The sequence below is a fragment of the Gluconobacter oxydans DSM 3504 genome, assembly GCF_000583855.1.
In the GTDB taxonomy this organism is placed as follows: Bacteria; Pseudomonadota; Alphaproteobacteria; order Acetobacterales; family Acetobacteraceae; genus Gluconobacter; species Gluconobacter oxydans.
The window spans coordinates 2,529,703-2,548,316 of sequence record NZ_CP004373.1 but is presented as its reverse complement, the minus strand read 5'-3'; the positions used below and the strand labels follow the sequence as shown (position 1 = coordinate 2,548,316).

At 62.9% G+C, this 18,614-nt stretch carries 15 protein-coding genes; 12 read left to right on the top strand and 3 right to left on the bottom strand.

What is annotated here, in order from left to right; translation table 11 throughout:
• Nucleotides 1-15 precede the first annotated feature (15 nt).
• The 8 genes from GLS_RS11295 to GLS_RS11260 all read left to right on the top strand — a co-directional run bounded on the left by GLS_RS11295 (nucleotide 16) and on the right by GLS_RS11260 (nucleotide 10,330).
• The gene (locus GLS_RS11295) at nucleotides 16-1,503 is read left to right on the top strand and encodes an ABC transporter substrate-binding protein (RefSeq protein WP_226986678.1); all 1,488 of its coding nucleotides are present in this window, start codon (nucleotides 16-18) and stop codon (nucleotides 1,501-1,503) included.
• A complete protein-coding gene (locus GLS_RS11290; protein WP_041112292.1) occupies nucleotides 1,500-2,453 on the top strand; it encodes an ABC transporter permease in 954 nt (317 codons plus the stop codon). The genes GLS_RS11295 and GLS_RS11290 overlap by 4 nt, the downstream gene beginning before the upstream one ends.
• Nucleotides 2,450-3,265 carry an ABC transporter permease gene (locus GLS_RS11285; protein ID WP_041112291.1) on the top strand — a complete coding sequence of 272 codons (816 nt, stop codon included), beginning with the start codon at nucleotides 2,450-2,452 and terminating at the stop codon, nucleotides 3,263-3,265. Before GLS_RS11290 ends, GLS_RS11285 begins: the two co-directional genes overlap by 4 nt.
• Nucleotides 3,262-4,080 (top strand): ATP-binding cassette domain-containing protein, encoded by an 819-nt coding sequence (locus GLS_RS11280; RefSeq protein WP_041112290.1) that lies wholly within the window; start codon nucleotides 3,262-3,264, stop codon nucleotides 4,078-4,080. Before GLS_RS11285 ends, GLS_RS11280 begins: the two co-directional genes overlap by 4 nt.
• Entirely contained in the window at nucleotides 4,077-4,841 is a 765-nt protein-coding gene (locus GLS_RS11275; RefSeq protein WP_041112289.1) for an ABC transporter ATP-binding protein, read from the top strand. Before GLS_RS11280 ends, GLS_RS11275 begins: the two co-directional genes overlap by 4 nt.
• 13 nt (nucleotides 4,842-4,854) lie before the next feature.
• Nucleotides 4,855-5,874 (top strand): P1 family peptidase, encoded by a 1,020-nt coding sequence (locus GLS_RS11270; protein WP_041112288.1) that lies wholly within the window; start codon nucleotides 4,855-4,857, stop codon nucleotides 5,872-5,874.
• 83 nt (nucleotides 5,875-5,957) lie between these two features.
• Nucleotides 5,958-9,566, top strand: coding sequence for a bifunctional proline dehydrogenase/L-glutamate gamma-semialdehyde dehydrogenase PutA (putA, locus tag GLS_RS11265; protein ID WP_148295930.1), 3,609 nt, complete (start codon nucleotides 5,958-5,960; stop codon nucleotides 9,564-9,566).
• A gap of 71 nt (nucleotides 9,567-9,637) precedes the next feature.
• Nucleotides 9,638-10,330 (top strand): GntR family transcriptional regulator, encoded by a 693-nt coding sequence (locus GLS_RS11260; RefSeq protein WP_041112286.1) that lies wholly within the window; start codon nucleotides 9,638-9,640, stop codon nucleotides 10,328-10,330.
• A 3-nt stretch (nucleotides 10,331-10,333) separates the two neighbouring features.
• Here the strand turns inward: GLS_RS11260 and GLS_RS11255 are convergent, their stop codons facing one another.
• Nucleotides 10,334-12,505, bottom strand: a complete 2,172-nt coding sequence (locus GLS_RS11255) for an FUSC family protein (RefSeq protein WP_041112285.1) — start codon at nucleotides 12,503-12,505, stop codon at nucleotides 10,334-10,336.
• Between the two features lie 15 nt (nucleotides 12,506-12,520).
• On the bottom strand, nucleotides 12,521-13,003 hold the full coding sequence (locus tag GLS_RS11250; protein ID WP_062368189.1) for a MarR family winged helix-turn-helix transcriptional regulator: 483 nt from the start codon (nucleotides 13,001-13,003) through the stop codon (nucleotides 12,521-12,523).
• Nucleotides 13,004-13,235: 232 nt separating this feature from the next.
• Between GLS_RS11250 and GLS_RS11245 the strand changes: the two genes are divergently transcribed.
• From GLS_RS11245 to GLS_RS11230, 4 genes are all read left to right on the top strand, one after another.
• A complete protein-coding gene (locus GLS_RS11245; RefSeq protein WP_041111784.1) occupies nucleotides 13,236-13,430 on the top strand; it encodes a DUF1656 domain-containing protein in 195 nt (64 codons plus the stop codon).
• A 12-nt stretch (nucleotides 13,431-13,442) separates the two neighbouring features.
• Nucleotides 13,443-14,354, top strand: a complete 912-nt coding sequence (locus GLS_RS11240; protein ID WP_011253626.1) for a biotin/lipoyl-binding protein — start codon at nucleotides 13,443-13,445, stop codon at nucleotides 14,352-14,354.
• Between the two features lies 1 nt (nucleotide 14,355).
• Entirely contained in the window at nucleotides 14,356-15,912 is a 1,557-nt protein-coding gene (locus GLS_RS11235; protein ID WP_052327568.1) for an efflux transporter outer membrane subunit, read from the top strand.
• A 96-nt stretch (nucleotides 15,913-16,008) separates the two neighbouring features.
• The gene (locus tag GLS_RS11230) at nucleotides 16,009-17,073 is read left to right on the top strand and encodes a retroviral-like aspartic protease family protein (protein ID WP_041112284.1); all 1,065 of its coding nucleotides are present in this window, start codon (nucleotides 16,009-16,011) and stop codon (nucleotides 17,071-17,073) included.
• On the opposite strand, the gene amaB is transcribed toward GLS_RS11230, so the two are convergent.
• Nucleotides 17,074-18,612, bottom strand: coding sequence for an L-piperidine-6-carboxylate dehydrogenase (gene amaB / locus GLS_RS11225; RefSeq protein ID WP_041112283.1), 1,539 nt, complete (start codon nucleotides 18,610-18,612; stop codon nucleotides 17,074-17,076).
• Nucleotides 18,613-18,614 lie beyond the last annotated feature (2 nt).

Sequence of the window (18,614 nt, the reverse complement as noted above, 5' to 3'; positions counted from 1 at the left end):
GCCTGATTGAAAACCGTGCCCATTCTCCTGACCGTTCTGGCGGTCGGCTTTCCGGCGTCTCACCTCTCCGGGACGGCGCAGGCAGCCGATACGCGCGATACGCTTTCGATCGGTCTGGCCATCGAACCGCCGGGTCTGGACCCGACGCGCGGCTCCAGCGAAGCCATCGGGATGGTGACGTATGGCAACATCTATGAAGGGCTGATGCGGCTGGACGAACAGGGCGCTCTCAAACCCCTTCTGGCACAGGACTGGCATATCTCGCCGGACGGCCTGGCCTATGATTTCATGCTTCATGACGGCGTGCGCTTCCATGATGGTACGCCCCTGACCTGCGACAGCGTAAAGTTTTCCCTGCTCCGGGCAGGTGCAGCGGACAGCACCAACCCGCACAGGGCCATCTTCAGCCAGATCGCCGACATCTCATGCCCGGACAGCCTGCATGTCAGCATCCGGCTTCAGCATCCTTACGGCAGTTTCCTCTATCAGCTCGCCTGGAACGACGCCGCCATTCTCTCGCCGGCGTCCGCAGCGCAGAACATCAGCCACCCCGTCGGCACAGGGCCGTTCGTGTTCGGTGAATGGCGGCGCGGGGACCACCTGACCCTGACCCGCAATCCGGATTACTGGGGTGCCCAGCCGGCCCTGAAATCGGTGACGTTCCGCTTCATGCCCGATCCGCTGTCCGCCAGTAACGCGCTGCTGGCCGGGGAGCTGGATGCCTATCCGTCTTTCCCGTCCCGGGAAATCCTCAGCCGCTTTGCCGGAAATACGCAGTTGCAGGTCATCCGGGGCAGCTTTCCCTTCAAGGCCATTCTCGCCCTCAACAACGCCCGCCGCCCGTTCAGCGATTTCCGTGTCCGGCAGGCCATCGCACAGGCCATTGACCGCAAAGCCCTGATCCAGGCCGTGGCCGACGGAGACGGGACGCTCCTGCAATCTCACATGGCACCGGACGATCCCGATTACGTCGCCCTGCCCGACCGCTATCCCTATGATCCGGACCATGCCCGCGCCCTGCTGAAAGAGGCGGGCGTGGCACCCGGCACGCATCTGACCCTGACCTTCCCGCCCATCGGCTATGCACGCGACAGCAGCGAGCTCATTGCCGCCTATCTGGAACAGGTCGGGCTGAACGTGACGCTTCAGCCCGTGGAATGGCCGACATGGCTGGGTCAGGTTTACGGACAGGGCCAGTTCGACATGACCGTCATCGCCCATACCGAACCCCATGACATCACGATCTATGACCGCACGCCCGTCTATTTCCACTATCACAGCCCGGCCTTTCACGGGCTCGTAGAACAGTACGAAGCGACGGCGGATACGACCCGGCGGCACCAGCTTTCCGTGCAGATGCAGGAACAGCTCGCACAGGACGAGCCCAATGTTTTCCTGTTCGCGATCCCCCGCGAAACCGTCATGAACCGACGCCTTAAGGGACTATGGACCAACCAGCCCATCGCAGGGTGCCCGGTTGCCGGTGTTTCCTGGGCGCCATGACGGGCATGGATATCTTCCGCATCCCACTGGAACGGCTGGTTCTTCTTGTTGTCGCGAGCCTCGTTATTTTCGCGGCCATGAACCTGCTGCCCGGCGACCCCGCAGCGGTCATGCTCGGGCTGGATGCAAGCCCCGAAAGTCTTGCGGCCCTGCATCAGAAACTCGGGCTGGAATCATCCCTGCCCACGCGATACGCGCACTGGATCAGCGCATTCATTCGCGGTGATCTGGGCCGGAGTTACATCTATGACGTTCCCGTCCGCAGCCTGATCGGCGAGCGCCTGCAAAGCAGTCTGCCCCTGATTTTTCTGGCCATGCTACTGTCTCTGGGCGCAGGCATTCCACTCGGCGTGATGGCGGGCGCAAAGCGCGGAACACTGCTTGATACGGGCCTGATGGGCTTCCTCCAGCTTTTCAAATCCATCCCGGATTTCTGGCTGGCGATGATGATGACGTTCCTGTTTTCCCTGACCCTGCACTGGCTGCCTTCCAGCGGCTTTCCGGGCTGGCATGATGGTGCTCTCCCGGCGCTCAGGGCCCTCACCCTTCCCGCCATCGCTCTGGCCATCCCGCAGGCCGCCATCACGGCGCGTTTCATGCGCTCGTCCCTGATCGAGACCCTGTCGCAGGATTTCATCCGCACGGCCCGGGCACAGGGCTACAGCACACGCGGCGCTCTGTGGCGCATCGCATTGCCCAACGCACTGATCCCCGTCCTGACCTTGGCCGGGATCCAGCTTCCGGTCCTCGTGACCGGAACGATCATCGTCGAGAGCGTCTTCAGCCTGCCAGGCTGTGGAAAGCTCCTGCTGGAGGCCGTCAACCAGCGCGACATTCCCGTCGTGCAGAACCTCGTCATGCTGATCGTCGCGTCTGTGATGGTCCTCAATGTCCTGATGGCGGTCCTTGTACGCTGGCTTGATCCGCGCATTGGGACAGACCCGTCATGAAGACGCGTTCCAACCGGACGCTTCGGGCAGGGAGCATTCTGCTCGGAATTGTCCTCCTCCCCGCGACCGTCATGACCCTGCTCGATGACGGTCACGCGCCGCCCATCGACGTCCTGCACCGTTATGCGCCGCCCTCCCTGCTGCATCCGCTAGGAACCGATCCTTTCGGTCGCGACCTCATGGTCCATGTCCTGACCGGAGCCTTCAACAGCGTGACGATCGCCGCGATCTCCGTCTGTCTCGCCACGATTGTGGGAACGGCACTCGGCCTGATCGCGGCGGCCCGACCCGCCAGAGCCATCATGGGACTGGCCGATCTGGGCCTGGCCTTCCCGCCTGTCCTGATCGCAGCGCTGCTCGTCACCGCTCTTGGAGCCTCGGCCACGGGTGAAATCCTCGCCATTGCCCTGTTCGGCCTCCCGGCCCAGATCCGCATCACCCGGCAGGCTGCCCGCTCCATCCTCATTCAGGACTATATCGCCGCATCCCGACTGGCCGGACGTGGTCCGGTTTACATCACGCGCCGGCACGTCCTGCCCAACATCTTGCCACTTCTGACGGTCCAGGCGACCTCCTCGCTGGCCCTCGCGATCCTGTCCGATGCCGGGCTGTCCTATCTCGGTCTGGGCGCCCCTCCGCCCCATCCCGATCTGGGACGCGCCCTGGCGTCGTATCAGATCCATATCTTCGATCATCCCCTGCTGGTCGCCATACCGGGAATAACGATCATGCTGCTCGTGCTGGGCTTTAATATGTTCGGGGACGGCCTGCGGGATGCCCTGGACGCAGCCCATGAGGAGCACACCCCATGAGTTCCCTGCTCCATGTCCGGAATTGGAGCGTCCAGAGCCCGGACCGGCCGATCCTGCATGAGGTATCCTTCACGCTTGAACCGGGCCAGATCCTCGCTGTCACCGGGGAATCCGGTTCCGGGAAATCCACGCTCGCACTGAGCCTGATGGGGCTGCTGCACCCCGGCTTTCAGGCTCACGGCAGCATCCGGCTTGAAGAGACGGAGCTTTCCACGCTCTCCGAACAGGACTGGTGCCAGATCAGGGGCAAAAGACTAGGCATGGTCTTTCAGGAACCCATGACGGCCTTGAACCCCACGCGCCGTATCGGGACCCAGATCGGGGATACATTCCGCCTTCATACGACGCTCTCCCGTCGCGAGATCGGCACGGAAACACGCACACTTATGGAACAGGTCGGCCTGTCTGAAGCTGGCGTAAACGAACGCGCCTATCCGCATCAGCTTTCCGGTGGCCAGAGACAGCGTGTCCTTCTGGCAATAGCGCTGGCCTGCCAGCCCGAACTCCTGATCGCGGATGAATTCACCACTGCACTCGATGCCCGGACCCAGGCAGCCATGATGGCGCTTGTGACCCGCCGTTGCGAGACGCAGGGCATGGCCGTTCTCATGATCTCCCATGACCTCGGGCTGGTGCGTCGTTATGCCGATCATGTTCTGATCATGAAAGACGGCGCCTGCGTGGAACAGGGCGCAACCACATCCGTGTTTGACGCCCCACGCCATCCCTATACGCAGGTGCTCCTTGCCATGTCCCTGCACGGCGCGGCCCGCACGCCACTGACGCCCCTGCCCGTCTTTACAGCACCATCATGACCCCGATCCTTCAGGCCCGGAATGTGACGTATGGAAGGACAGGCCGGCAGGGTTTCTCCTTCACGCGATCTGCACGCCCACCCATTCTGAAAAATATCAGCCTTGAGCTGCAGGCAGGCCAGACGCTCGGGATCGTCGGGGCCTCGGGAAGCGGAAAATCCACCCTGTGCCGTATCCTCAGCGGCCTGATCGCGCCCGATGAAGGGCAGATCCTGTATCAGGGGCAGGATTTCGCGACCGCATCAGAAGCAGTGCGGAAGAAAATCCGCCCCGCGATCCAGATGATCTTTCAGGACCCGGCTGGCGCGCTCGATCCACGTCAGACGGTCGGTGATATCGTGGGGGAAGCGCTGGGTCCCGTCCCGGATCGGGACGCACGCATCCGCACAGCTCTCCAGGACGTCGGACTTTCCGCCGATATCACCAGCCGCTACCCGAGAGCCTTTTCCGGCGGCCAGAAGCAGCGGATCGCCATCGCCCGCGCCCTGATTACACGCCCTTCCGTCATCATCGCCGATGAAGCCGTCTCGGCGCTGGATGTCTCCACACAGGCCATCGTCCTGAACCTGCTGCTCGATCTTCAGAAGCGGCATGGACTGTCGTATGTTTTCGTCAGTCACGATCTGGCTGTCATCCGCCATCTGTCGCACCATATCGCCGTTCTGGATCAGGGTCGGATCGTGGAATCCGGCCCGGCGTCCGATATTCTGAACACGCCCACCCAGCCCGCCACGAAGGCGCTTCTTGAAAACACCTACTGACCCGCGAGGCATCATGACCAGCCTGAACCTCCTCACCGACATTCCCGGCATCCGCGTCGGCCATAGTCAGGACCTGACCCTTCGCACGGGCGTGACGGCGGTCCTGTTCGATCACCCCGTCATTGCTTCCGGCAGTTTCCCGGGCGGCGCACCGGCCCTGCGGGAAACCGCGCTGCTGGAGCCGGAAAACATGGTTGGGCATATCCATGCGGTCGTCCTGTCAGGCGGCTCGACCTATGGGCTGGACGCGACAACCGGCGTTCAGGCCTGGCTGCGCGAGCAGTTCGACAATGCGCCCCTGCCGCCGGGCACCATCCGCGTGCCCATCGTGGTGCAAGCCAGTCTTTACGATCTGCCGCCGGGCGGACAGACGACATGGGGCCGCTATTCGCCCTACGCCGAAATGGGCCATCAGGCCGCAACCAGCGCCCGAAGCGGAGCTTTCACACTGGGCACTGCTGGTGCAGGCACCGGCGCGACGACCGCCACTCTGCGCGGAGGGCTGGGCTCGGCGAGCGCGATCACACCCGCCGGGCACCGCGTGGCCACACTGGTCGCCGTCAATGCCGTCGGAACGGCCACAATCGGCGACGGGCCGCATTTCTGGAGCGCGCCTTTCGAGCAGGGTGACGAATTCGGCGGCCTGGGCATGCCGGCGCATCTGAGCGCAGAGGATTTACGTCTGCGCTCCAAATGGGCTTCCGTCGCCGGCACCACGATCGGCCTTATCGCCACGGACGCCACCCTCACCAAGACACAGGCGAAACGTCTGGCCATTCTGGCGCAGGACGGCGTGGCACGCGGCGTGTTTCCAGCCCACCTGCCGCTGGACGGGGACGCCATGATCGGGGTCGCGACCTGCGAGAAGCCAGCTCCCCTTGGTCAGGAATGGACCCAAATCCTCCATGCCGCCACGCAGGTCACGGCCCGCGCCATCGCCCGCGGCGTGTACGAGGCGTCCCCTCTTCCCGGTGGCGCCGCCCTCCCGACATGGCATGAACGTTTCGGATCCAAAGATACGCCACAAAAATGATCTGACCCTCATTTCATATATTTTACTCAGGATCGTATATGATTATAGGACTCAGACCGAGTGTCGTGTCCGAGGCTGAGTCCATGTCAACTTTTGTGCCGTCCTATCCTGTCCGCTCCTCCCTTCGTCAGGCCATAGCCGCAGACATGCGCAGGCCTGAAGCGGAATGCATCCTTCCCCTGATCGAACAGGCCACGCTGACCGAAACGGAACAGCAGAACACGTTTGACGTCGCCCGCCATCTGACCCGTACGCTGCGGACGCAGCGTCGCCCGGGCGGCGTCGAAGCACTCGTGCAGGAATTCTCGCTGTCCTCCGCGGAGGGCGTCTCCCTGATGTGTCTGGCCGAGGCCCTCCTGCGCATTCCGGATGCTGCAACCCGCGACGCCCTGATCCGCGACCGGATCGGCACAGGCGACTGGCTGTCCCATGTCGGCGGCAAGAAATCCGTTTTCGTGAATGCGGCCTCCTGGGGGCTGATGCTGACGGGCAAGCTGACCAACGACACGGATGAAGGTCTCGCCGCCGCGCTGTTCCGCCTCGTCGGACGTGGCGGGCAGCCGCTGGTGCGCCGTGCGCTCGACATCGCCATGCGCATGATGGGCGAACAGTTCGTCATCGGCGAAACCATCGAGGAAGCCCGTAAGGTCAGTACCGAACCCGAAGACCGCGGCTTCAAATATTCCTACGACATGCTCGGCGAAGCGGCGATGACGGAAGCCGACGCCCTGCGCTACCGCCGCGACTATGAGCGCGCGATCGACGTGATCGGCCAGACCGCACGCGGTGCGAATGTCTATGAAAAAGCCGGGATTTCCATCAAGCTCTCGGCCCTGCACCCACGCTATGCCTTCGCCCAGCGCGAGCGCGTCCTGAAGGAACTCGGCCAGACGCTGAAAGACCTCGTCATCCAGGCCCGCCGCTATGACATCGGCATCAATATCGACGCCGAAGAAAGCGAACGTCTGGACCTCTCGCTCGACCTGATCGAAGATTTGTGCCACTGCCCGGAACTGGACGGCTGGAACGGCATTGGCATTGTCGTACAGGCCTATGGCCGCCGCGCGCCCAAGGTTCTGGACTATCTGATCGACCTCGGCCGTCGCAGCGGACATCGCCTCATGATCCGCCTGGTGAAGGGCGCGTACTGGGACAGCGAAATCAAGAAAGCGCAGGTCGAAGGCCAGACGGATTTCCCGGTCTATACGCGCAAATGCTACACGGATGTCAGCTATATCGCCTGCGCGAAAAAGCTTCTGGCGGCGCGCGATGTGGTTTTCCCGCAGTTCGCGACCCATAATGCCCGCACACTGGCTACGATCTACACGCTGGCCGGCCTGAACTTCCAGATCGGCGACTACGAGTTCCAGTGCCTGCACGGTATGGGCGAGACGCTTTATAACGAAGTCGTCGGCCCGCAGAAACTCAACCGCCCGTGCCGGGTCTATGCCCCGGTCGGCTCGCATGAGACGCTGCTGGCCTATCTGGTGCGCCGCCTGCTGGAAAACGGCGCCAACTCGTCCTTCGTCAACCAGATCGGCGACGAGAGCCTGCCCATTGAGACCCTGATCGCCGATCCGGTCGCGCTCGCAAAAGCCGTCCAGCCGCCGGGCGCCTCGCATCCGGCCATTGCCCTGCCGAAAGACCTGTTCGCACCCGAACGCACCAATTCCCGCGGTCTGGATCTGACCGACGAGCATACCGTCACGGCCCTGGCCAAAGCCGTCTGCGCCTCCGAAAAACAGACGCTGGAAGACCTGTCCTGCTCGAGTGAGACGCAGGAGATCCGCAATCCGTCCAACCATTCGGACAGGATCGGCAGTGTCCGTTTCGGAACCAAAGAGGATGTCCGCAAGGCTATTGATGCCGCCGAAAGTGCAGGCGCAGCATGGGCGGCTCTGTCCGCCGACGCACGCAGCACAAAACTCGATCGCGCAGCGGATCTGCTGGAAGAGCATCAGAGCGAACTGATGGCCCTTCTGGTCCGCGAAGCGGGCAAGTCCTATGCCAATGCGCTCTCCGAAGTTCGCGAGGCCGTTGATTTCCTGCGGTATTACGCCGTTCAGGCCCGCGAAACGGCCCAGGCAGGCAGCAGCGCGCCGCTCGGCGTTGTTGCCTGTATCAGCCCGTGGAACTTCCCCCTCGCCATTTTCCTGGGACAGATTTCGGTCGCACTGGCGGCTGGCAATACGGTCGTCGCAAAACCCGCTGAGGAAACACCGTTCATTGCCCTGCGCGCCATTGCCCTTCTGCGCGAAGCGGGCGTGCCGGAAAACGCCCTCCGGCTGGTGCCGGGTGCTGGCGAAACCGGCGCGGCCCTCGTGGCCGATCCGCGGATTGCTGGCGTGATGTTCACCGGTTCCACCGCTGTCGCCGGCCTGATCGCCAGCACTCTGGCCGGACGGACTGGCGCGGACGGGCAGCCCGTTCCGTTCGTGGCCGAAACCGGCGGCCAGAACGCCATGCTCGTGGACAGCTCGGCCCTGACCGAACAGGTGGTCGCGGATGTTCTGGTCTCGGCCTTCGACAGTGCCGGCCAGCGCTGCTCCGCCCTGCGCGTCCTGTGCGTGCAGGAAGACTGTGCCGATCGCGTTCTGACCATGCTCCGTGGTGCAGTCGAAGAACTGCACGTGGGCAATCCGGCCGAACTGCACACGGATGTCGGCCCGGTCATTTCCGCTGAAGCCCAGTCGGGCATCCAGACCTATATCAACGCCTCCCGCGCACAGAACCGTGCCGTCTGGTCCCTTCCCCTTCCGGACACGGCATCGAACGGCACATTCATCGCCCCGACGATCATCGAGATCGACAGTCTGGCGGATCTCAAAGGCGAAGTCTTCGGACCGGTCCTGCATGTCCTGCGCTTTGAAGTCAGCGGCTTCGAAGCCCTGATCAACGCGATCAACCAGTCCGGCTACGGCCTGACTTTCGGTCTGCACACAAGGATCGAAAGCCGCATGACGCATGTCACCTCGCGCATCGAGGCCGGGAACCTCTACGTCAACCGCAACATGGTCGGCGCGGTTGTGGGCAGCCAGCCTTTTGGCGGCGAAAAGCTGTCGGGCACGGGACCGAAAGCCGGTGGTCCGCTGATCCTGCGTCGCCTGATGAGCACCGCCCCGGCCCATACGGACTGGGAAAACCAGGAACTGCCAGAGCCCGCACGACTGTTCCTGTCCTGGCTGATGCGGACAAGCTTCCCGCTCTATCAGACAATCGTGGACGCCATGCAGCATGGCATGTGCGGCACCACCCGCGAACTGCCCGGCCCGGTCGGCGAAACCAACCTGTACCAGCTTTTGCCGCGTGGCGCCGTCCTGTGCATCGCCAGCGACCGCGAGACCATGCTCCGCGCCGTGGGCCTTGCCCTCAGCGGTGGAAACACGGTCTTCGTTCAGGGACCGAATGTGGCTTCGGACTGGGTCTCCGACCTTCCCGATGCGCTTGCGCTGCATATCCGTCGCACGCAGGGCGGACGTGTTGCGGGATGTCGGACGATCCTTGCCTCTCTGGAAGAAAAACAGATGGCGGAACAGGCCCGTGCCGCCCTGTCGCGTTCGGGCATGGTCGTGCAGCTTTACATGCTTGACGCGAAAAGCCCGATCCGGCCTGAATGGGTGCTTCAGGAAAAGGTCGTCAGCACGAATACGACGGCCGCGGGCGGTAATGCCAGCCTGATGACCATCGGATAACGGTCCTGTTCGGCATGGCCGTTCGCGCCGGCCATGCTAAGAGGACTGCCCCCCAACTGACGGACGACCCCATGCGCGCTGCCGAGCCAAACTTTACCCCTGTTGATACGAAAAGCGGCTCGGCCTCGCTCGAAATCGCGGACGCCCTGCGCCGTGCCATCACAGACGGTATCCTGACCGATGGTCAGCCGATGCGACAGTCGGAGCTTGCCCGCAATTTTGGCGTCTCCACCATCCCGGTCCGCGAAGCCCTCAAACAGCTTGAGGCGGAAGGCCTGATCGCTTTTCTGCCCCATCGTGGCGCCGTGGTCACGGGGCTGAGCGAGGCGGACATTCTGGAATATTCGGACATCCGCGCCTCGCTGGAAAGCATGGCGGCCGGACTGGCCATGACATCCCTCACCCGTGTCGATCTGGCGCGGATCGAGGACGCCTATGAGGCCTTTGTCAGCGGAACAGGCGGCGCACAGGGCATGGAGCAGTCCGGCCGTCTGAACTGGGAATTTCACGGTGCCATCTATGCCGCAGCGCAGCGCCCTCGGCTGTACGGCATGATCCACGACCTGCATTCCCGGCTCGACCGTTACATCCGCGCCCATCTGGAACTGCCGGGTCGGAAAGCCGCCACCGACGCCGAACATTTCCAGATCCTTCAGGCCTGCCGCGCTCGCGACGGCGAGGAACTCGGCCGCCTGACGAAGCAGCATATTCTTGAAGCCGCTTCCCTCTCGCTGGACGTCATCCGCGAGCGGACAGCGCCCTGATCCTCACCGCGCCGGATTGACCGCAACCAGCGTCGCAGGTCCCCGCTCGTCATACCAGAGATGCAACGGGCCATCCGCATGGAAGAAGCCCGGAATATTGTCGATGATATGGGCACTCTGCTCCAGACACGACACCAGACGGATACGGTACAGCCCCTCCATTCCGGAAGCCTCGCCCGCCCCTATCAACCCCGCGGCTGACATGAGAGCCGCAGCCGTCCCGACAGGATCCCGCCGCAGGGTTCTGAAGGACGCCAGCGCCACATCCAGAGCCTCTCTCTCGTGAGCACTCAATCCCGCCGGTTCCACGGCCTGCCGCAGGCGGATCAGCAGACGCCCCAAGGACAGAGCAGCAAACGCGCCATCGACATATCCCTGACGGTCGATGGGAGACGCCACCAGAGACAGCCGCATCAGCAGGATGGAAACCTTCTGGATCTGCGTCCCTTCCCACACCATCCAGGACGGCACTTTTGCCGCAGGCCGGGCCGAAAGGCTCTGAAGCGAGCGGCCAAGGGAAATGACGAGCCGTGAGGCATAAAGCCGCTGATCGGCCGGCATGATCACCCGGAACACCAGAACCAGCAGCGCGCAGCCCATCAGGATGGCGAGCCAGGTGTTGATGAGCGTGATGTCATCGGGAACCATGCTGTTCGTTATCATCAGCTGCATCGCCAGAAAGACCGTGTAACCGAATGCCCCCACGCCGTAGCGCGGATGGAACTGGAGCCACACGCCCGGCAGCATGCAGGCACAGACCGACAGCCAGAGCATCGGATAACCGTCCACGCGTGGAATTGCGGCGATATGGCACAGCCAGCAGGCCGGAACCGACAGCGCCGTCCCGATCGCCATCGGCAGACTGGCCCGTGCCGCCGAGGGCGCCGTGGACAGCAGGCTCGATGCCGCCACGACATACATGATCATCATCGGCCCGGTCGGGAAATAGGTGATGTACCAGATCATGCAGGCCAGAAAGGCGATCAGCATCCCGCGCAGCCCGTTATAGATCGCCGACATCCATTCCAGATAAGGCATCACCCGGACGCGAACATGCGGGCCGCGCGGGCTGGACAGGTCCAGGACCGTCTCGCGAAGCTGGAGGAGAATGTCGCGGACATTATCGACAGAAGCCTGAACCGCAGGCGATGTCGCCGCCCCTTCCAGAACCTCAAGCCGCCCGAGCGATTCTTCCAGACAGGCCAGCACGCCCTGCGGCCACTCGATCCATCCGGCGCTTTCCGTCAGCGCGAGGAGTTGAGTCAGCGTGTCACGGATTTCTCGATGAACAGGCGCCGAGAGCGGATTTGCCACTCCCAGATTGCGCCAGTATGGGTGATAGGAGGCGACAAGCCCCGTCATGCGACTGACGGCGAGCCGGTATCCCCGCACCCCGGCATGGATATCTGGGTTGTCCGTCGCGGCGTATTCTATGGCAGGCCCGAGCCGCGCCAGCTGTCCCAGAAGACGCTGCCGCCCGTCATAGATTGTCTGCGGAAGGCTCCGAAAAGCCCCTTCAGTCCCCACAGGTTCCGAACCCGGAGCATCCTGCGCATCGGAGCGGTTCATCAGTCCTTCATGAAACACCAGGGCATGGCGGATCGTCTCGCGGAACGCCCCCGAAAGCGCGTCCATCGTGCCCTGACGCCGACGCGGCGACGTCACCATGAACACCGCCGCCGTCACCACGATCCCAAGTGCGACGTCCGACACGCGCATCATGGCGGACATGAAAATATTCTCGGGATGCGCAAACGCGGGAACGGCCACGATGATGATCGTGTAGCCAGCGAGAACCGCCGCATAAGCCCGGAAATAACGCAGACAGGTTGCCGTCATGCAGGCCAGGCCCACAAACGCCGACAGCGCCATGAAATACAGGACGGCGGACTGTACGAACATCGCCATGACCGCCGTACTCAGGGCCGCACCGATCACCGTTCCGGTCATGCGCCACACGCTTTTGGAGACCAGTGCGCCTACAGTCGGGTTCGCGACGATCAGGACGGTCGTCACCGTACTCATCGGCGATTCCAGCTGGATCATGAACGCGAGGAAGAGCGCAATGCCGATGGACAGGAACACTCTGGCCGTAAAAGCCGCCGTGGAGACGAAATTCCGCCAACGCACGCTGTTGCGGTCGAAAGAAAGAAGCTGGCGAAAAGGATTGCGCATGAAAGGTCCGGAAAATCAGGGGGAAGAAAAACCGGAGAGGGAAAATTTCCCTTCCATCATGCCAAGCTGGCTGCGAATCATCGCCACGGCATCCGAAGGCAGTCCCTCGGTCAGACGAGCTTCCAGATCCGCCGCGATGCGGTGGAACTGACGGCACCGCTCGCACCCGGCTTGCGTGAGAACCAGAAGGTTGGAGCGACGGTCCTGCGGATCGGGCTTCCGCGAGATCAGCCCTTCCCGCCCCAGATGATCAAGAACCCGCACGAGCGCCGAGCTGTCCACGCCCATGACGGACGCCAGATCGCTCTGCTTCATCCCGTTTCCCATTACCATCAGGTACGCCATGGGCCGCATGGTCGCGAGCGTCATGCCCTCGGGCCGCAGGAGACGGTCCAGCTGCGCCCGCCACAGGCTCGACAGTCGCAGAACATGAAAAGTCAGCCCCATGTCATGAAAACTGCTGCCCCGAAGAATGGACGGATCGTACTGGACAGCCATTTCTGCTGACACCTCATCTGTTGACATAGCAATAGATTATATGACACCATCACAATTGAAAACAGATCCTGTTGACATTTTCGTCAGGAGGTTCAGTTTTTGATCCATATCACTCACCGACTGCTGCTTCACTGAGTGGGAGTCGATGTGGCTGAGCGAGGAGCGTTGTGGACGAATTGGCGTACAGTCTGGCGGGTGGCAGTCTGGTGGTTGACGGTGGGGTCGGTCCCTGATGCTGGCTGAAGTTGACCTGTTTGGCGTTTTCGTTGCACCGCTTTCCATTTATGCCGTAGCGGCGGTCTTTGTGACGTTACTGCTTCGAAGCATCCTGTGGCGCACCGGTGCGCTGGGGTGGTTCTGGCACGTCGCCCTCTTTGAAATAGCGCTCTATGTCTGTGTTCTCTGTCTACTCATCCTTTACGTATAGGAGGGGTCGGCAATGAACTGGACCCGCAGCGTGATCCGTGTCCTGCTGACCCTCATCGTCCTGGCCCTGGCCATCGGACTGGGGCGCACGATGTGGGACATCTACGTCCTCGCCCCCTGGACCCGTGACGGCCGCGTGCGCGTTTACGTCGTGGACGCCGCCCCTGAAGTCTCGGGCACGGTGGTTGCCGTGCCGGTCGTGGACAACCAGTTCGTCCACAAGGGCGATCCGCTCTTCGTGCTCGATCCGGTGCGCTTCCGCCTCGACATTGACGCCGCCCGCGCCCGGGTGGCCGGGGCCGAGGAAGACCTCAAGCTCCGCACCTCCGACGCCAAGCGCCGCATGGGCCTGGGCGGCATCGTCTCGGCGGAAGAGCAGGAAGACTTCAACTCCAATGTTGAAACCCAGCGCGCCAAGGTCAACGCGGCCAAGGCCGAGCTGAACACCGCCCTGCTGAACCTGCAGCGCTCGACGGTCTATTCCCCGGTGGACGGCTACATCACCAACCTCAACCTGCGGGTGGGTGATTACGCCCATGCCGGCGTGTCGGGCCTGGCGGTGATCGATGCGCACAGCTACTGGATCAACGGCTATTTCGAAGAAACCAAGATGCACGGCGTGCATGTGGGTGACGAAGCCCGGATCAAGCTGATGGGCTACAAGCAGATCATCATGGCGCATGTCGTCAGCATCGGCCGCGGCATCAACGACCAGAACGGCGTGTCCGACAAGCTGGGCCTGCCGGACGTCAACCCGATCTTCACCTGGGTGCGTCTGGCACAGCGTATTCCGGTGCGTCTGGAGTTCGACAACGTCCCGCCGGAAATCACGCTGGCGGCTGGCATGACGGCCACGGTGACGATCGGACGTGAGACGCCGGGCGCGCGGGGCCGTCTGACCACCTGGCTGCAGAACCACCTCTGACATGTCACGCCCCCCCCTTTCCCGATCGCTGGCGCGGCCCTTTACCCGGGCCGTAGCCCTCCGCAGCGTGGCTCTGGCCCTGAGCACCTGCCTGTCGCTGACGGCGTGCACGGTCGGGCCGAACTTCAAGCCGGACCGGATCAAGGTGCCCGACGCTTTCGTCGAGCAGCCCCGTCCGGCCACCGCCGATGCGCTGGCGCAGTCGGCGGCCGACATGAAGGACTGGTGGGCGCAGTTCCACGATCCCATGCTCAACGAGCTGGTGGAACAGGCGATCAAGGGCAATTACGACCTGCAGATCGCTTCGCAGCACATCATCGCCGAGCGCGCCGTCCGCCGTCAGGCGCAGTCGGCCTGGTATCCGCAGCTCGATGTGGCCGCGGGTGGTGGCGATGACCGCTATTCCATTAACGTGGACAACTGGCCGCTGCGTCCGGGCAACACAGCCAACCGCCCCGAGGCCTCGGTCCTGACCTATGGCGCGCGGGCGAGCTGGGAAGTCGATCTGTTCGGCCACATTGCCCGGCAGGTGGAAGAGCGCAAGCGGATCGTCGAGGAATCGATCGAGAACCGGCGCGCGGTCCTTCTCGCGCTGCTGGCCGAGATGGCCACGGATTACGTGACGCTGCGCTCCGTGCAGGAGCGTCTGACCGTCACCGAACGCGCCATCGACGTGGCCGTGCGCTCGCGCGAACTGACCGAAAAGCTCTACACGCATGGTCTGGGCAACACGCTGGCCGTGGCACAGGCGCAGACGGAAGAGCATCTCGAACGCGCCCGTCTGGCCCCGCTGCACGAGCAGGAAGAGCGGCTGATGCACGCCATCGCCGTGCTTGTCGGCGACATGCCGGGCCAGCTCGAGGAAGAGCTGGAAAAGCGCCGTCCGATCCCGGATCTGCCGCGCTTCCCCGACAGCCTGCCCTCGATCGTGCTCGCCAACCGCCCCGACATCCGCGTGGCCGAGGCCGAATATGCCGCCGATACGGCACGCGTGGGCATTGCGGTGTCGAACCTCTATCCGAAATTCATGATCCCGCTGACGTTCAATCCGAACGCGTCTGCCGCCTATCAGGCGTTCCAGGCGGGTGGCATGGCGTGGAGCTTCATGATGATGGCGACGCTGCCGGTCATTCATGGCGGCCGCTATACCGCCGCGATCGCGCAGGCCCGCGCCGAGGCCGAGGGCAGCCGTCTGACCTACCGCAAGACGGTGCTCAAGGCGTTTGCGGATGTCGAGGACGCGATGGGCGACTGGCGGCACAATGCCGAGCTGGTCGAGGAGCTGAACCAGGCCTCCGTCGATGCCGGCCTGGCCCGCGACCGCGCGCAGAAGCTGTTCACGGCCGGTCTGACCGGATACCTGAACGTGCTGACGACCGAACAGACCGCCCTGTCCGCCGAGGACCAGGCCGTCGTCGGCCGCCTCGCCCGTGTCCGCAACGCCGTCGCGCTGTACATCGCCCTCGGCGCAGGATGGCAGGGCAAAGCCCTCACCGACACAAGACTCCCCGTCGAAGTCAAACAGCAGAACGCTTTCGCCCGGGCCTTCACACGATAAGGCGGGGGGCTGCATCCCCGTGAAAGCATTTGGCTTTTGCGGGGAAACGGGACAAGGTTCTGGCAGGATTACCTCGCCCTTGAGTTAGGATCAGTGATGGGCAGACTGTCTTTCAGGCGGAATATTTCCTCTGCCTTTTTCGCTCTGCTCACCCTCATCCCGTCCGCCCAGGCCAGATCCATTCATGACTGCGTCATGACAAGCGAAGTCGTGCCTTTCCTGAACCCCGCCGGCGCGCCCGTGATCCATGTCCGGGTGAATGACCATGACGTCGGCGCCTTTTTCTCGACCTTCACCACCCGCACGAGTGTCTGGGACGCCAAGGGATTTGATTTTTACCGCGAAGATCCCATCAGGACCATTTCCGTCACGGGAACGGGCGGGAACTATTCCACCACCGTCCACAGCCTTCAGATCGGGCAAGCCGTCCTCAAGGACATGACCGCCCTGCTGGTCGGTGAACGCCCCCCGAAAGCGCCCGACGGGCTGCTCCTGATGGTGGATATCGGGTGGGACATTCTCGGGAACTATCATGTCCTGATCGACCGTTACTCCCAGAAAATGGCCATCTTTACCTACGACACGGCACCGGACTGCCCCGATATCGGAACGCTCATGAAAGATCCGGGGCCCTTCATTCCCCTGGTTTCCTTCGATGATGAGTCCCCCCAGCTCAATCAGATGACAGCCGTGCTGGACGGACACAAGGTGGACATGCAGATCAATACCAGCGCCAACCGCTCCATCATCCAGCAATGGGTGGCGCGGAAAATGGGCATTTCACGCCGCATGCTCGCGCAGGATGACGAGATCCGCGTCGGCGCCGGCGAAGTCCTGCTCGGACACAGGCATCATTTCAGCACGCTGCAACTCGGCTCGCATACGCTGCATGACATCACCCTGGATGTCGTCCCCGATGCGGAGTTCAATATCTTGGGAATGGACGTCCTCAAGCACTTTAACGTCCTGATCAATCCCATGAAGGGCAAGCTCTGGCTTGAGGATTTCAAGCCCCCGCCGGGTTATGTCGAGGAAAAGGCTCTCCCCTGGTCGCCGACCCATGACCGACTCAGCATCACGCATGCCAGCGAGGAAAAGCAGGCCCCGCCTACACAGGATCAGGAGACGAAGCCTGCGCCTCGCCCCTCCGTAAATCCGTGATCAAGCGTCCGCCGAACCGCCATCCACATCAAACTTCACACCCTGCGCAAGCGGCAGGGTCCGGCCATAATTGATGGCGTTGGTCTGCCGGCGCATATAGGCTTTCCACGCATCGGAACCGGACTCCCGCCCGCCGCCAGTTTCCTTCTCGCCCCCGAAAGCTCCCCCGATTTCTGCGCCGGACGGCCCCATATTGACGTTCGCAATGCCGCAGTCGGAACCCTGGACCGACAGAAACTGCTCAACCTCGCGGATATCGGTCGCAAAAATGGACGACGACAGGCCCTGCACCACGTCGTTCTGAAGCGCGATGGCTTCATCGAGCGTGTCATATTTCATGACGTAAAGGATCGGCGCGAAGGTTTCTTCCAGCACCGGGCCCGTCTGCGATGGCATCTCGACCATTGCCGGACGAACATAGAACGACGCCTCGCCATTCACATCGACGCGCGTTCCGCCGTGGACCGTGCCACCTGCGTCCGCAGCAGCCTTCAGGCTGTCCTGCATCATCCTGAAGGAGGCCGCATCGATCAACGGACCAACGAGCGCGTCCCCCTCAACTGGGTTACCGACCGAAATCGTCTTGTAGACATTGACCAGCTTCGGCACGAGCGTGTCATAGACGCTGGAATGCACGAACAGACGACGCAGCGTCGTGCAGCGCTGGCCAGCGGTTCCCATGGCACCGAAAGCAACGGCCCGCAGCGTCAGATCCAGATCGGCGGAGGGGGTGACGATGGACGCATTGTTGCCGCCAAGTTCCAGAATGGAGCGCCCGAAACGACGCGCCACACGCTCACCGACATCACGACCCATCCGTGTCGAACCCGTTGCCGAGATGACGGGAACACGGCGGTCTTCCACCATCAGTTCGCCGATCTCGCGGCCACCGACCAGAAGCGTGCTGAGCGCGACCGGTGCATCACTGCCGAAACGAGCAGCGGCTTTCAGGAACAGGGCCTGCGTCGCCAGCGCCGTCAGCGGGGTCTTTTCCGAAGGTTTCCAGATCACGCTGTCACCGCAGACCAGCGCCAGCGCGGTATTCCAGGACCAGACGGCCACCGGGAAATTGAACGCCGAGATGATGCCCACTGGTCCGATCGGATGCCACTGCTCCGTCAGGCGATGATCCGGACGTTCGGATTGGATCGTTAAGCCATAAAGCTGGCGGGACAGACCGACCGCGAAGTCGCAGATATCGATCATTTCCTGCACTTCGCCGAGACCTTCGGACGGCACCTTGCCCACTTCCAGCGTCACCAGACGTCCGAGCGCCTCCTTGCTGGCCCGAAGCTCCTCACCCAGCAGGCGGACAAGCTCACCGCGACGCGGCGCCGGAACCCTGCGCCAGACTTTGAACGCGTCGAGCGAACTGGCGATCGTCTCCTTCGCCTGCTCCGCGCTGACTTCCGCGACCTCGGCAATCGCCTCTCCCGTCAGCGGAGACTTCACCGCCAGACTGCCCCCCGTATACAGATCAGGTGACACGCCAAGGCTGTCGAGGAGCGCTGCCACTTCGCAACGGAGAGATGCCGTCATTG